General features: G+C 62.2%; 10 protein-coding genes. 5 read left to right on the plus strand and 5 right to left on the minus strand.

All coding sequences use genetic code 11. The features are described 5' to 3' along the window. Window positions 1–9: 9 nt before the first annotated feature. The 3 genes from K0H47_RS23810 (at window position 10) to K0H47_RS23820 (ending at window position 2830) form a co-directional block, all read left to right on the plus strand. The gene (locus K0H47_RS23810) at window positions 10–1026 is read left to right on the plus strand and encodes a putative 2-aminoethylphosphonate ABC transporter substrate-binding protein (RefSeq protein WP_017476554.1); all 1017 of its coding nucleotides are present in this window, start codon (window positions 10–12) and stop codon (window positions 1024–1026) included. 125 nt (window positions 1027–1151) lie between these two features. After that, window positions 1152–2276, plus strand: a complete 1125-nt coding sequence (locus K0H47_RS23815; RefSeq protein WP_177070885.1) for a TIGR03364 family FAD-dependent oxidoreductase — start codon at window positions 1152–1154, stop codon at window positions 2274–2276. After that, complete coding sequence (locus K0H47_RS23820) at window positions 2276–2830, plus strand: phosphonate degradation HD-domain oxygenase (protein ID WP_177070884.1); 555 nt, start codon at window positions 2276–2278, stop codon at window positions 2828–2830. The genes K0H47_RS23815 and K0H47_RS23820 overlap by 1 nt, the downstream gene beginning before the upstream one ends. On the opposite strand, the gene K0H47_RS23825 is transcribed toward K0H47_RS23820, so the two are convergent. Next, entirely contained in the window at window positions 2827–4200 is a 1374-nt protein-coding gene (locus K0H47_RS23825; protein WP_076013018.1) for a DUF3482 domain-containing protein, read from the minus strand. The two genes, K0H47_RS23820 and K0H47_RS23825, sit on opposite strands and share 4 nt — an antisense overlap. After that, on the minus strand, window positions 4193–5572 hold the full coding sequence (locus tag K0H47_RS23830; protein ID WP_219273739.1) for a DUF2868 domain-containing protein: 1380 nt from the start codon (window positions 5570–5572) through the stop codon (window positions 4193–4195). The genes K0H47_RS23825 and K0H47_RS23830 overlap by 8 nt, the downstream gene beginning before the upstream one ends. Window positions 5573–5662: 90 nt before the next feature. On the opposite strand from K0H47_RS23830, the gene K0H47_RS23835 reads away from it, so the two are divergent. Continuing rightward, window positions 5663–6175, plus strand: coding sequence for a dihydrofolate reductase (locus K0H47_RS23835; protein ID WP_219273740.1), 513 nt, complete (start codon window positions 5663–5665; stop codon window positions 6173–6175). Between the two features lie 94 nt (window positions 6176–6269). On the opposite strand, the gene K0H47_RS23840 is transcribed toward K0H47_RS23835, so the two are convergent. Further along, window positions 6270–7661 carry an L-cystine transporter gene (locus K0H47_RS23840; protein ID WP_093203997.1) on the minus strand — a complete coding sequence of 464 codons (1392 nt, stop codon included), beginning with the start codon at window positions 7659–7661 and terminating at the stop codon, window positions 6270–6272. Window positions 7662–7902: 241 nt separating this feature from the next. Here K0H47_RS23840 and K0H47_RS23845 point away from each other — a divergent pair, with 241 nt between their 5' ends. Next, window positions 7903–8961, plus strand: a complete 1059-nt coding sequence (locus K0H47_RS23845) for a haloacid dehalogenase-like hydrolase (RefSeq protein WP_257626727.1) — start codon at window positions 7903–7905, stop codon at window positions 8959–8961. A gap of 184 nt (window positions 8962–9145) precedes the next feature. Here K0H47_RS23845 and ilvD read toward each other — a convergent pair whose 3' ends face one another. Together ilvD and K0H47_RS23855 are read right to left on the minus strand one after the other, a co-directional pair. Continuing rightward, entirely contained in the window at window positions 9146–10987 is a 1842-nt protein-coding gene (gene ilvD / locus K0H47_RS23850; RefSeq protein ID WP_063026475.1) for a dihydroxy-acid dehydratase, read from the minus strand. 259 nt (window positions 10988–11246) lie between these two features. Next, window positions 11247–12446 carry an MFS transporter gene (locus tag K0H47_RS23855; RefSeq protein ID WP_219273741.1) on the minus strand — a complete coding sequence of 400 codons (1200 nt, stop codon included), beginning with the start codon at window positions 12444–12446 and terminating at the stop codon, window positions 11247–11249. Window positions 12447–12450 lie beyond the last annotated feature (4 nt).

The raw sequence follows: 12450 nt of genomic DNA on the forward strand, positions 1-12450 counted from the left end.
AACTGCACCATGTTCAAGCCCCTGGCGTTAGCCGCTGCTGTGCTCACTGCGTTCAGCCTGAATGCCTTTGCCGCCAAGACCGAGTTGACCGTGTACACGGCCCTCGAAGCCGAGCAATTGAAGACTTACAAACAAGCCTTCGAAAAGGCTAACCCGGACATCGATATCAAATGGGTGCGCGACTCCACCGGCATCATCACCGCCAAGCTGCTGGCCGAAAAAGCCCGCCCGCAGGCTGACGTGGTCTGGGGCCTGGCGGCTTCCAGCCTGGCGATCCTCGACCAGCAGGGCATGCTGCAAAACTACGCACCCAAGGACCTGGGCAAGATCGGCGCGAACTACCGCGACGCCGCCAACCCACCGGCCTGGGTCGGCATGGACGTGTGGGCTGCGACCATCTGCTTCAACACCGTCGAAGCCGAAAAGCAGGGCCTGAGCAAGCCGGTGAGCTGGCAAGACCTGACCAAGCCTGAGTACAAAGGCAAGATCGTGATGCCCAATCCGGCCTCGTCCGGCACCGGCTTCCTGGATGTCAGCGCCTGGCTGCAGACCTTCGGCGAGAAGCAGGGCTGGCAGTACATGGACGATCTGCACCAGAACATCGGCCAGTATGTTCACTCCGGCTCCAAGCCGTGCAAGCTGGCGGCGTCAGGTGAGTTTCCGATCGGTATCTCGTTTGAATACCCGGCCGTTCAACTGAAGCGCCAGGGTGCACCGCTGGACATCATCCTGCCGAAAGAAGGCCTGGGCTGGGACATCGAAGCGACTGCCGTGATCAAAGGCACTGCCCACGCGGACGCGGCACAGAAACTCGCCGACTTCTCCGCAAGCCCTGCGGCGATGGAGCTGTACAAGGAAAACTTCGCGGTACTGGCCCAGCCGGGTATTGCCAAGCCGCAGACCGAATTGCCGGCTGACTATGAGCAGCGGCTGATCAAGAACGACTTTGCCTGGGCGTCGAAAAATCGCGACAGCATCCTGACCGAATGGCGCAAGCGCTATGACGGCAAGTCGGAAAAACAATAACCACCGATCGCTCCCACGCTCTGCGTGGGAACGCGGCTCTGGACGCTCTGCGTCCGCTTTTGTAGTCGTGACGCGGAGCGTCACAGGATGCATTCCCACACGGAGCGTGGGAACGAGAGGTCTTCATGACACAACTGCTGATCATCGGCGCCGGCATCCTCGGCCTGTCCCACGCCTACGCGGCCGCCAAACGCGGCCTCAAGGTCAAGGTCTTCGAGCGCAGCGCCACCCCATTGGGTGCTTCCGTACGCAACTTCGGCCAGGCACTGGTCACCGGCCAACCGCCGGGGCCGATGCTTGACCTGGCGCGGGACAGCCGCGAGATCTGGGGCCAGTGGGCACAGCTCGCCGGTATCCAACTCAAACGCAACGGCTCCTACCTGTTCGCCCGGACCGAAGCCGAAGAGCACTTGCTTGAAGCCTTCTGCGCGGGGCGCGCCAAGGAGCATGGTTATCGCGTCGAGTTGCTGCAAGGCACCGCCCTGGCTGACCTGTATGGCGGCCAGTTCGCCCATCACCGCGCCGCGCTTCACGGGCTGGACGATCAACAACTGTATTCCCGCGAAGCCATCCCGGCACTGATCAACTACCTGAGCCGCGAACTGAAGGTGGAGTTTCATTTCTCCACCCTGGTCCGCGACATCGAACCCGGCCAGGTGCACACCACCGCCGGCACCTTTCGCGGTGAGCAGATCATTGTCTGCTCCGGTCACGACTACCAGACGCTGCTGGCCGAGCAGATCGCCGAACTCCATCCGCAAATCTGCCGCCTGCAAATGCTGCGGGCCCGGCCTACGGTGGCGTTGGACCTGCAACACGCGCTGCTGACCGGTCTCAGTTGCGTCCACTACGGCGCCTTCGCCGATTTGCCGGAAGCCGCGCCGGTGCAGGCCGAAATCCTGCGGGATGTACCGCATCTGCACGAAAACGGCATTCACCTACTGATCAGCCCAACGCCTTATGGTGAGCTGATCATCGGTGACTCCCACCATTACGGCAGCGACCCTTCACCGTTCAATGCCGAGCAGGTGGACACCTGGATGATCGAGTTGGCCGAAGAGACTCTGGGCTGCAAGATCCAGGTCGTGGAGCGCTGGCAGGGCGTCTATGGTTCCCGTGGCCCAGGGCCGTTTTCGTTCTTGCGGGCGGCGCCGGGGGTGAATGCGGCGTTGATGCACACCGGCGTGGGCATGAGCGTCGGGCCGGCGATGGCCGAGCGCAATATCACTGAGCTGTGGGGGAGTGCGTGATGAATACTGAACAGGCAATCGCCGAAGTCTTCGGCCTGTACGAACAGCACGGTACGGCCGACTACATTGGCGAACCGGTCTCGCAGATTGAGCACATGTCCCAGGCCGCGCAACTGGCCATGGCCGAAGGCTTCGATGATGAAGTGGTGCTGGCGGCGTTCTTCCACGATATCGGGCACATCTGCGGCCAAGGTGGCGAGAACATGGGCGGTTATGGTGTGGTCAGCCATGAACGGCTGGGGGCCGATTATCTGCGCCAGGCGGGCTTCAGCGAGCGCATGGCAAAACTGGTGGAATACCACGTGCAGGCCAAGCGTTACCTGACCTTCAGCCAGCCGGATTACTACGCGCGCTTGAGCGAAGCCAGCCGTCGTACCTTGGGTTACCAGGGCGGCGTGATGACTGCCGAGGAGGCACGGGCGTTTGAGCAGGACCCGCTGTGCGCCGTCAGCCTGCGCATGCGTCACTGGGATGAACAGGCCAAGGAAATGCACGTGCCGGTGATGGACCTTGAAGTGTTGAAATCCAAGGCCCGGCAGTTGTTGGCGGCTTAGGTTTCGTCCAGGCGCTGGGCCAGGGCTTCGATCTGTTCCTGGCGTTCGGCCTGGCTCAACTTGGGATGCGGGTTGAGGGACGACCATTGCGGATGAGCCCGGGCCTTGTTCAGGGCTTCGGGCAATTTGCCTTCGCGCCAGGTCTTGTCCTGGGGCGTGTCGACCTTGATGCTGTGGATCGCCGCGTGGCCCCGCAAGTTCAGGGCCTTGAGCAGTTGCCGCTGGCGCAGGGCCAAGAGGCGCAGCACGCTGTCGTCGACGGTCAGCTCGCGCTGGCCCTTGATCTTGCCCAGCAGGCGGCTGCCATAACTGCGGGCAGTTTGCAGCGCGCCTCCCGCGATGGCGCCGGCGAGGGCGGCGGCGCCGAGGGTCAGGCCGCCTACGAGTAGATCCACACCCGCACCGGCGGCCGCGCCGGCCGCGATGCCGCCACCGACCCGCACGCCCAGTTGCTTGAGGGTTTCGGGGTTGAACAGGTCATCGCCCCAGCGCCCGTCCAGCAGCGGTAAATCGCTGGCGGCGGCGTCTTGCGGGCGGAAGCCGAATAGCTTGAGCAAGGCTTCCACGCAACGCTGTTCGCGCTGGCGCACGGCTTTGCGCAGTTCGCTGATGGCTTGCTGTTCTACCTCGGCTTCGCTGACCACGCTGCGGCGGCAGGCGGCGCAGTCGACCAGCAGTTCGGCGATCAGCCGCGCAGCACTTTGCTGGCGAGCCTGGCGCTGGGCTTCCTGATCGAGGATCAGCCGCTCCAGTTGCCCACGGGAATTTTCCAGCAGCAGGGCGAGGCTTTCATAGAGGCGGCGCTCGCCGTCTTCGGGTGGTGCGACGCTGTCGAAACGTACCAGCGCGTGCAGGCCGAGGCGGGCGAGGGCTTCGCGCCAGTCCGGCTCGCGGTGGTCGGCGCTGCTGACAAAATTGAGCACCGGCAGCAGCGGCTTGCCACAGCTGGCCAGCACTTGCAGCTCATCGCGGTACTTGGCCAGCACCGGCTCCCGGGCATCTATCACATACAGACCGGCATCCGAGGCCAGCAGTTGGCGCAGCACCTTGGCTTCCTGTTCGAAGCGTTGCCGGGCCTCGCTGCCTTCCAGAAAACGCGCCAGCCGTGCCGGGCCGTCGAGGCGTTCGCCGGGGCGGTCCAGGCGCTCGAGGTAATCGAGCAGGGCGATGGCATCTTCCAGTCCGGGCGTGTCGTACAGCTCCAGCAAGGCTTCGCCGTCTACCGACAGCCGAGCACCTTCGACATGCCGGGTGGTGCTGGGCCGATGGGAGACTTCTCCGAAGCCGACGTCTCGCGTGAGGGTGCGCAGCAACGAGGTCTTGCCGACGTTGGTGTGGCCGACCACGGCGAGTTTCAGGGGCTTAGTCATGACCGGTCTCCAGCCAAGTGAGCGGCGCGCAATCAGCGAACGGGATCTGCAACTGCTGCAACGCTGTATGCCAGTCACCCAAGCGTTCCGCGTCCAGCGCCTGACCCGCCGGCGCTTGCAGCAGCCAGACGCGGGTGGCGGTGGCGCTGCGGGCCAGTTCGGCAATCAGCGCGAGGCTGCCACGATCCGGCGAGCGCCGTGGGTCGCAGGCGATGGCCAGGCGTGCGGGCGGGAAGCGGGTGAGTTGCTCCAGCAGCTTGTTGCGGGATTCACGGCTGTCGAGGATGCCGGCGTCCTTGACGCTGGCCGGGAGCTTCGGAGGCCAGGTGCGTTGGTCATCGAGTTCAATGGCCACCAGCAGAGCGCCGTCGCTTTCCAGTTCGCTGACGCCGCCGGTCACGTGGTGCAACTGTTCGGGCGCCGCATCGTTGACCCCAAGCCGTTCGCTGCTGGGCATCAGCCGCTCACGCAGTTGGCTGTAGCCGGGCAGGTTAAGGTCGAGGCACAGGGCGGCGCGCCCGCGTTTCCAGCGCCACAGGCACATCAACGCGAGGATCAGCCGCGGCAGGATGCCGTACACCAGCAGCACGCCCACCAGCCAGGCGGCCCAGGCCTGGCGGGCACTTTCGATATTCAGGGCGGCATCGCCGCTGGCGCGGATCATCTCGACCGTGGGTACGTTGAAGCCGAGCAAGGCGGGCAGGGCGCCGAGGGTTTGGGTCACGGCGACAAAGGTGTCGGCCCGCAGGATGGTGGTTTCCCACACGAAGCCGTAGCGCCGGGTGGCCAACAGCGTCAGCAGGATCACCATGGCGCTGAGCAGTGCCAGCAGCCACAAGCTGTTGACCAGCACACCGACCGCCCAGCGATTGAGTTTGCGCCGTTGCAGCAACAGCAGCAGGGCGGGCGCCAGTTGCGCGGCCTTGGCGTCGCGGGCGAGTTTTTCGCTGAGCCATAACCACAGGCGGCCAAGGCTGGCGCCGTGTTCACCGGCAAACAGCAGGCCCAGGGCCCAGCTCAACAACAGGATCAGGTTCAAGCCCAGCAGGCTGCCCAGGGCCCAGAACACATTGACCGGCGCCAGCCCGTTGCCCAGCGCGGCAAAGGCCAGGCCGGCACCGCTGATGATGGCAACCACCGCCAGCAGGATCAGCGCCAGGCGTGCACCTTGCAGCCAGCGGGTCAGGGCGGCGGTCAGGCCATCGCGTTCAGCCAGCCACAGCGCGCGGTTTTGAATGCGCGTCGGCAAGTCACCGCCGCTGCTGCGGGCCAGGCGATTGGCTTCCTGGTCTTCCAGGGCGCCGGCGTGTTCCTCGCGCAAGCGCACGGTTTCGGTCAGCCAGAGTGTTTGCAGGGGATTCAGAGCTGTCACGCGCCGTCCTGTTGAGCCAGTGAGGTTGGAGCATAACCGCTGGAACGCCGGTTGGGGTATGCCGCGCGCGCCTCTGGTATTCTCGTCGCCATGAAAAAAACTCTCCCTTTAAGCCTGATCGCAGCCCTCGGTGAAAACCGTGTGATCGGCGTCGACAACAGCATGCCCTGGCATTTGCCGGGGGATTTCAAATATTTCAAGGCCACCACCTTGGGCAAGCCGATCATCATGGGACGCAAGACCTGGGATTCCCTGGGTCGACCGTTGCCGGGCCGCTTGAACATTGTGGTCAGCCGTCAGACCGATCTGGCGCTGGAAGGTGCGGAAGTTTTTCCGTCCCTGGACGCAGCAGTGGAGCGGGCTGAGGAGTGGGCCAAGGCGCAGGGCGTGGATGAGCTGATGCTGATCGGCGGCGCGCAGTTGTATGCCCAGGGGCTGGCGCAGGCGGATCGCCTGTATTTGACGCGGGTGGCACTGAGCCCGGAAGGGGATGCGTGGTTTCCCGAGTTTGATTTGAACCAGTGGAAGCTGGTGTCGAATGTCGAGAATGCGGCTGAGGGGGACAAGCCGGCGTATAACTTCGAAGTCTGGGAAAAAGTCTAAGAGCATCGCAGGCAAGCCAGCTCCCACAGTTGACCGAGTATTACTGAAAAAACCGGTTCAATGTGAGAGCTGGCTTGCCTGCGATAGCGGTCTGTCAGGCCTGCGCCAGTTCCGCATGCTCATCCGCATTCAACAGCTCTTTATCCGTCTGCTGCATGATCTGGCTGGTAATCGCCCCCGCCGTCATCGAACCGTTCACGTTCAACGCCGTACGGCCCATGTCGATCAGCGGCTCAACCGAAATCAGCAGCGCCACCAGTGACACCGGCAAGCCCATCGCCGGTAGCACGATCAGCGCGGCAAATGTCGCACCGCCGCCCACGCCCGCCACGCCGGCCGAACTCAAGGTCACAATCGCCACCAGTGTTGCGATCCACAGCGGGTCCAGTGGGTTGATGCCCACTGTCGGTGCAACCATCACCGCCAGCATCGCCGGGTAAAGTCCCGCACAACCGTTCTGGCCAATCGTTGCGCCAAACGAGGCGGCAAAGCCGGCGATGGACTGCGGAATCCCCAGGCGACGGGTCTGCGCTTCAATGCTCAGCGGGATGCTGGCGGCGCTGGAGCGGCTGGTGAAGGCAAACGTCAGCACCGGCCAGACCTTGCGGAAGAACCGCAGCGGGTTGATCCCGGCCAGGGACAGCAGCAGGCCATGCACCACAAACATCAGGCCCAGGGCCAGGTACGACACCACCACAAAACTGCCGAGCTTGATGATGTCTTGCAGGTTGGAGCTGGCGACCACTTTGGTCATCAACGCCAATACGCCGTACGGGGTCAGCTTCATCACCAGGCGCACCAGGCGCATCACCCAGGCTTGCAGGGTGTCGATGGCGTTGAGGACTTTCTGGCCCTTTTCCACGTCATCCTTGAGCAATTGCAGCGCGGCAACTCCAAGGAATGCAGCGAAGATCACCACGCTGATAATCGACGTCGGCTTGGCCCGGGCCAGGTCGGCGAACGGGTTCTGCGGGATGAACGACAGCAGCAGTTGCGGGATATTCAGGTCGGCGACCTTGCCTGCGTAGTCACTCTGGATCACTTGCAGGCGTGCCATTTCCTGGGTGCCGGCCACCAGGCCTTCGGCAGTGAGTCCGAACAGGTTAGTCAGGCCGATACCGATCAGCGCCGCAATCGCCGTGGTGAACAGCAGCGTGCCGATGGTCAGGAAGCTGATCTTGCCCAGGGACGAGGCGTTATGCAGGCGGGCCACGGCGCTGAGGATCGAGGCAAACACCAGCGGGATCACGATCATTTGCAGCAACTGCACGTAACCGTTGCCGACCAGGTCGAACCAGCCGATCGAGGCCTTGAGCACCGGGTTGCCGGCACCGTAGATCGCGTGCAGCACCACACCGAAGATCACGCCGAGGACCAACGCAAACAACACCTTCTTGGCGAGGCTCCAGTTGGTTCGGCGGGTTTGTGCCAGGCCCAGCAACAGGACCACGAACACTAGTAAGTTGAGAATCAGGGGCAGATTCATTGAAGCTCCGTTGAGAAGGCAGCCAATCGCAGGAGCCTGCGATTGCGAACCGGCAAGCCTAACAGCTTGAAATATATTGATTTAATAACGTTATCGCATGGTGACTGTCGTTTTTGGAATAAGCGGATGGCGCCCAGGCGTATGGCATTGGCGCGATCACGACGAAAGCGGTCGCGCTCGGGCGATAACTGTCACACAGATTTGTTAGCGTCGATGTCTTTCACTCAGGGAGAAAACGCACATGAAGCTAGCGCCGAAACTGTTTGCCGCCGCGCTGTGCCTGGGCCTCGCGAGCCAGGCCTTTGCCGCCACCGAGTTGAAACACTGGCCGGCGGCTGCCGCCAAGCAACTGGACACGATGATTGCCGCCAATGCCAACAAGGGCAACTTCGCGGTGTTCGATATGGACAACACCAGTTACCGCTACGACCTTGAAGAGTCGTTGCTGCCGTACCTGGAAAACCAGGGCCTGATCACCCGCGACACCATGGACCCCTCCCTGAAGCTGATCCCGTTCAAAGACACCGCTGACCACAAGGAAAGCCTGTTCAGTTACTACTACCGCCTCTGCGAAGTCGACGACATGGTCTGCTACCCGTGGGTCGCGCAGATTTTCTCCGGCTTCACCCTCAAGGAACTCAAGGGCTACGTCGACGAGATGATGGCGTCGGGCAAGCCGGTGCCGGTCACCTACTACGAAGGTGACGTGGTCAAGAATATGGAAGTGCAGCCGCCGAAAGTCTTCACCGGCCAGGCTGAGCTGTTCAACAAGCTGATGGAAAATGGCATTGAGGTCTACGTGATGACCGCCGCGTCCGAGGAACTGGTACGCATGGTCGCGGCCGATCCGAAGTACGGCTACAACGTCAAACCCGAGAACGTCATCGGCGTGAGCACCCTGCTCAAGGACCGCAAGACCGGCGAGTTGACCACCGCACGCAAACAGATCGCCGCCGGCAAGTATGACGAGAAGGCCAACCTTGGCCTGGAACTGACCCCGTACCTGTGGACCCCTGCCACTTGGATGGCCGGCAAGCACGCGGCGATCCTGACCTACATCGACGAGTGGAAAAAACCGGTGATCGTCGGTGGCGACACGCCAACCAGTGACGGCTACATGCTGTTTCATGACGTGGACGTGGCCAAGGGCGGCATCCACCTGTGGGTCAACCGCAAGGACAAGTACATGACACAGTTGAATGGCATGATGGCCAAGCACGCAGCGGCCCAGGCCAAGGAAGGGTTGCCGGTGACGGCGGATAAAAACTGGGTGATCGTCAAGCCGGACGAGATCCAGTAAACCCGCGATCAGTGTGGGAGCTGGCTTGCCTGCGATGGCGGTGTGTCTGTCGGCAGATGTATCAACTGACAGATTGCTATCGCAGGCAAGCCAGCTCCCACATTTTTTGATCTCCTGCGTTCTGGGGATTTTCTCCAGACAAAAAAATGCCCCGCACCTGGCGGGGCATTTTTATGGGCGAGGCTTACAGCCCGTCGAGCATCGCCTTGTTACGCACAGCACCCTTGTCGGCACTGGTAGCCAGCAGGGCGTAAGCCTTCAACGCGGTAGTGACTTTGCGCGGACGCTTCTCTACCGGCTTCCAGCCTTTCTTGTCCTGCTCGATGCGGCGTGCCGCCAGTTCTTCGTCGCTGATCAACAGGTTGATCGAGCGGTTCGGAATGTCGATCAGCACCTTGTCGCCATCCTGCACCAGACCGATGGCGCCGCCCGCAGCGGCTTCCGGAGAAGCATGGCCGATGGACAGGCCCGAAGTACCGCCGGAGAAGCGGCCGTCGGTGAGCAAGGCGCAGGCTTTGCCCAGGCCTTTGGATTTCAGGTACGACGTCGGGTAGAGCATCTCTTGCATGCCCGGGCCGCCTTTCGGGCCTTCGTAACGGATGATGACGATGTCGCCTTCCTTCACTTCGTCAGCGAGGATGCCGCGTACCGAGCTGTCCTGGCTTTCGTAGATCTTGGCGCGGCCTTCGAACACGTGGATCGACTCGTCCACACCGGCGGTTTTCACCACGCAGCCATCCAGCGCGATGTTGCCGTACAGCACGGCCAGGCCGCCTTCTTTCGAATAGGCATGCTCAACACTGCGGATGCAGCCGTTTTCACGGTCGTCGTCGAGGGTTTCCCAACGGGTCGACTGGCTGAACGCGGTTTGCGTAGGGATGCCGGCCGGGCCTGCCTTGAAGAAGTGATGCACGGCTTCGTCGGTGGTCTGGGTGATGTCCCACTTGGCGATGCCTTCGGCCAGGGATTTGCTGTGCACGGTCGGCAGGTCGGTGTGCAGCAAGCCGCCACGGGCCAACGAACCGAGGATCGAGAAGATCCCGCCGGCGCGGTGCACGTCTTCCATGTGGTACTTCTGGATGTTTGGCGCGACTTTGCACAGTTGCGGCACGTGGCGCGACAGGCGGTCGATGTCCCGCAGGTCGAAGTCGATCTCGGCTTCTTGCGCGGCGGCCAGCAAGTGCAGGATGGTGTTGGTGGAACCGCCCATGGCGATGTCCAGGGTCATGGCGTTTTCGAACGCCTTGAAGTTGGCGATGTTGCGCGGTAACACCGACTCATCGTTCTCGGTGTAGTAGCGCTTGCACAGCTCGACGATGGTGCGGCCTGCCTGCAGGAACAGTTGCTCGCGGTCGCTGTGGGTGGCCAGTGTCGAGCCGTTGCCCGGCAAGGCGAGCCCTAAGGCTTCCACCAGGCAGTTCATCGAGTTGGCGGTGAACATGCCGGAGCACGAACCGCAGGTAGGGCAGGCGCTGCGCTCGTATTCCGCAACCTTCTCGTCAGAAGCGCTGGAATCGGCGGCGATGACCATGGCGTCTACCAGGTCAAGGCCGTGGGAGGCGAGCTTGGTCTTGCCGGCTTCCATCGGGCCGCCGGAGACGAAGATCACCGGGATGTTCAGGCGCAGGGAGGCCATCAGCATGCCAGGGGTGATCTTGTCGCAGTTGGAGATGCACACGATGGCGTCGGCGCAGTGGGCGTTGACCATGTATTCCACGGAGTCGGCGATGATCTCGCGGCTCGGCAGGGAATACAGCATGCCGTCATGGCCCATGGCGATGCCGTCATCCACGGCGATGGTGTTGAATTCTTTCGCTACACCGCCGGCGCGTTCGATCTCGCGGGCGACCAGTTGGCCCAGGTCCTTGAGGTGGACATGGCCGGGTACGAACTGGGTAAACGAGTTGGCAATCGCGATGATCGGCTTTTTGAAGTCGTCATCTTTCATCCCCGTGGCGCGCCACAGTGCGCGGGCGCCGGCCATGTTGCGGCCGTGGGTGGATGTTTTCGAGCGGTAATCGGGCATTGGAGCACTCCGGGCGGCTAATCAGGGACTAAGGGGAGTGAGCTTCTATTGACGTCTGGAACACTCAGAAAATGGCCGTGTGTCCGGAAGTTGCCACTCGCGTCGCGGGATCGCCGCTTGCTTGGGCCTCGAGCTCATAAACCCGCCGGGGGATGACTGGCGATGAATAGGTCCGATTCTACACCGCTGGCGGCCGGAGGGAATGGCCGCCAGCGTGTAGATAGCGCTTACGAGACGTGTGGGGGCGCAAATTTCACTGTCAGCGGCCGACCCGAGCGTTCGTCACCACGCCCCAAACGCTGAACACGATGAAGCTGATGGCGATGGTCAGCAGCAGGTTGGCTCCCGCTTGGGCGAGGGCGGCGCTGCTGACGGCGGCGGTGATGAACATGATGCTGTTGCCGGCCGAAGCGGCGGTGCCGGCGCTGCTGGAGAACAGCAACATGGCCGCGGAAATCGCGGCAGGGCGTACCAGGGTCACGGCCAGGGCGCTGATCAGCATCGGGATCAGCAGGGTGATGGTGGTGATAGCTCCAAGACCGACGATCAGCATCAGAAGCACGCCTGCGACAAGCAGCAATCCAAGGCCGATGTTGATTTGCCGGGACAGCGAGATGCGTTTTTGAAGATACGACGCCGCCAAGCCACCGAGCAGATAGGCCACGCCATACACCATGAGTACCAGTGCGTACTGGTATTCGGAGAGTTTCAGCGAGTCCATGAAAATCAACGGTGTCACGCTGATCAAGGCGAAGTAGCAGGCGAACACCAACGCGGCGATCCACCAGTAACGCAGGAAGTCGCGATTGGTTGCGACATCTTTCAGCGTACCGATGATCGACACCTGCGTGCGGTGCGGGCTGGCGGACTTGGAGGGCAGTATGCAGAACGCATGGATCAACATGCCCGACGCCATCAGTGCGAACCCATAGAAACTACCTTGCCAGTCGAAGGTGGTTTGCAACCAGGAGCCGATCAGCGGTGACAAGGCGACGAACGAGCCGCTCAGGGTCATGTAGTAGAGGCGAACACGGGCTCGATCCTGTTCTTCGAACAGGTCCTCCACTAACGCGTGGCCCAGTACGAAGAAGCCGCAACCCACGGCCTGGACCGAGCGAAACAGCAGGAAGCTCAGGTAGTCCGTCGATAATGCGCAACCTATCGCACCCAGGATCGACAGCGTGATGCAACCGAGCAGGACTTCCTTGCGGCCCCATTTATCCGACAGCGGGCCGGCGACCAGTTGGGAAATCGAAAAAACCAACGTGAACAGGCTGATGGACAGCGCGACATCTGCGCTGGGCATGTCGAATCGGGCGGCGAGGGCCGGGAATGAGGGCAGCAGGATATTGATCGGGAAAAAGCTGATCAGCGAAATGCAGGTGATGAGGATGAAGCGTGAGAGTTGGTGGCGTTTTATCTCGCTGCCGAGTAAGGGCGAGCAGGAAGACTCAGACATTGTT

This window comes from Pseudomonas sp. Xaverov 83, assembly GCF_019352905.1.
In the GTDB taxonomy this organism is placed as follows: domain Bacteria; phylum Pseudomonadota; class Gammaproteobacteria; order Pseudomonadales; family Pseudomonadaceae; genus Aquipseudomonas; species Aquipseudomonas yamanorum.

What these genes read in the sequence shown, in the direction of transcription:
- K0H47_RS23810 (WP_017476554.1), top strand. Translation starts at nt 10, where the DNA reads ATGTTCAAGCCCCTGGCGTTAGCCGCTGCTGTGCTCACTGCGTTCAGC.
- K0H47_RS23815 (WP_177070885.1), top strand. Translation starts at nt 1,152, where the DNA reads ATGACACAACTGCTGATCATCGGCGCCGGCATCCTCGGCCTGTCCCAC.
- K0H47_RS23820 (WP_177070884.1), top strand. Translation starts at nt 2,276, where the DNA reads ATGAATACTGAACAGGCAATCGCCGAAGTCTTCGGCCTGTACGAACAG.
- K0H47_RS23825 (WP_076013018.1), bottom strand. Translation starts at nt 4,200, where the DNA reads ATGACTAAGCCCCTGAAACTCGCCGTGGTCGGCCACACCAACGTCGGC.
- K0H47_RS23835 (WP_219273740.1), top strand. Translation starts at nt 5,663, where the DNA reads ATGAAAAAAACTCTCCCTTTAAGCCTGATCGCAGCCCTCGGTGAAAAC.
- K0H47_RS23840 (WP_093203997.1), bottom strand. Translation starts at nt 7,661, where the DNA reads ATGAATCTGCCCCTGATTCTCAACTTACTAGTGTTCGTGGTCCTGTTG.
- K0H47_RS23845 (WP_257626727.1), top strand. Translation starts at nt 7,903, where the DNA reads ATGAAGCTAGCGCCGAAACTGTTTGCCGCCGCGCTGTGCCTGGGCCTC.
- ilvD (WP_063026475.1), bottom strand. Translation starts at nt 10,987, where the DNA reads ATGCCCGATTACCGCTCGAAAACATCCACCCACGGCCGCAACATGGCC.
- K0H47_RS23855 (WP_219273741.1), bottom strand. Translation starts at nt 12,446, where the DNA reads ATGTCTGAGTCTTCCTGCTCGCCCTTACTCGGCAGCGAGATAAAACGC.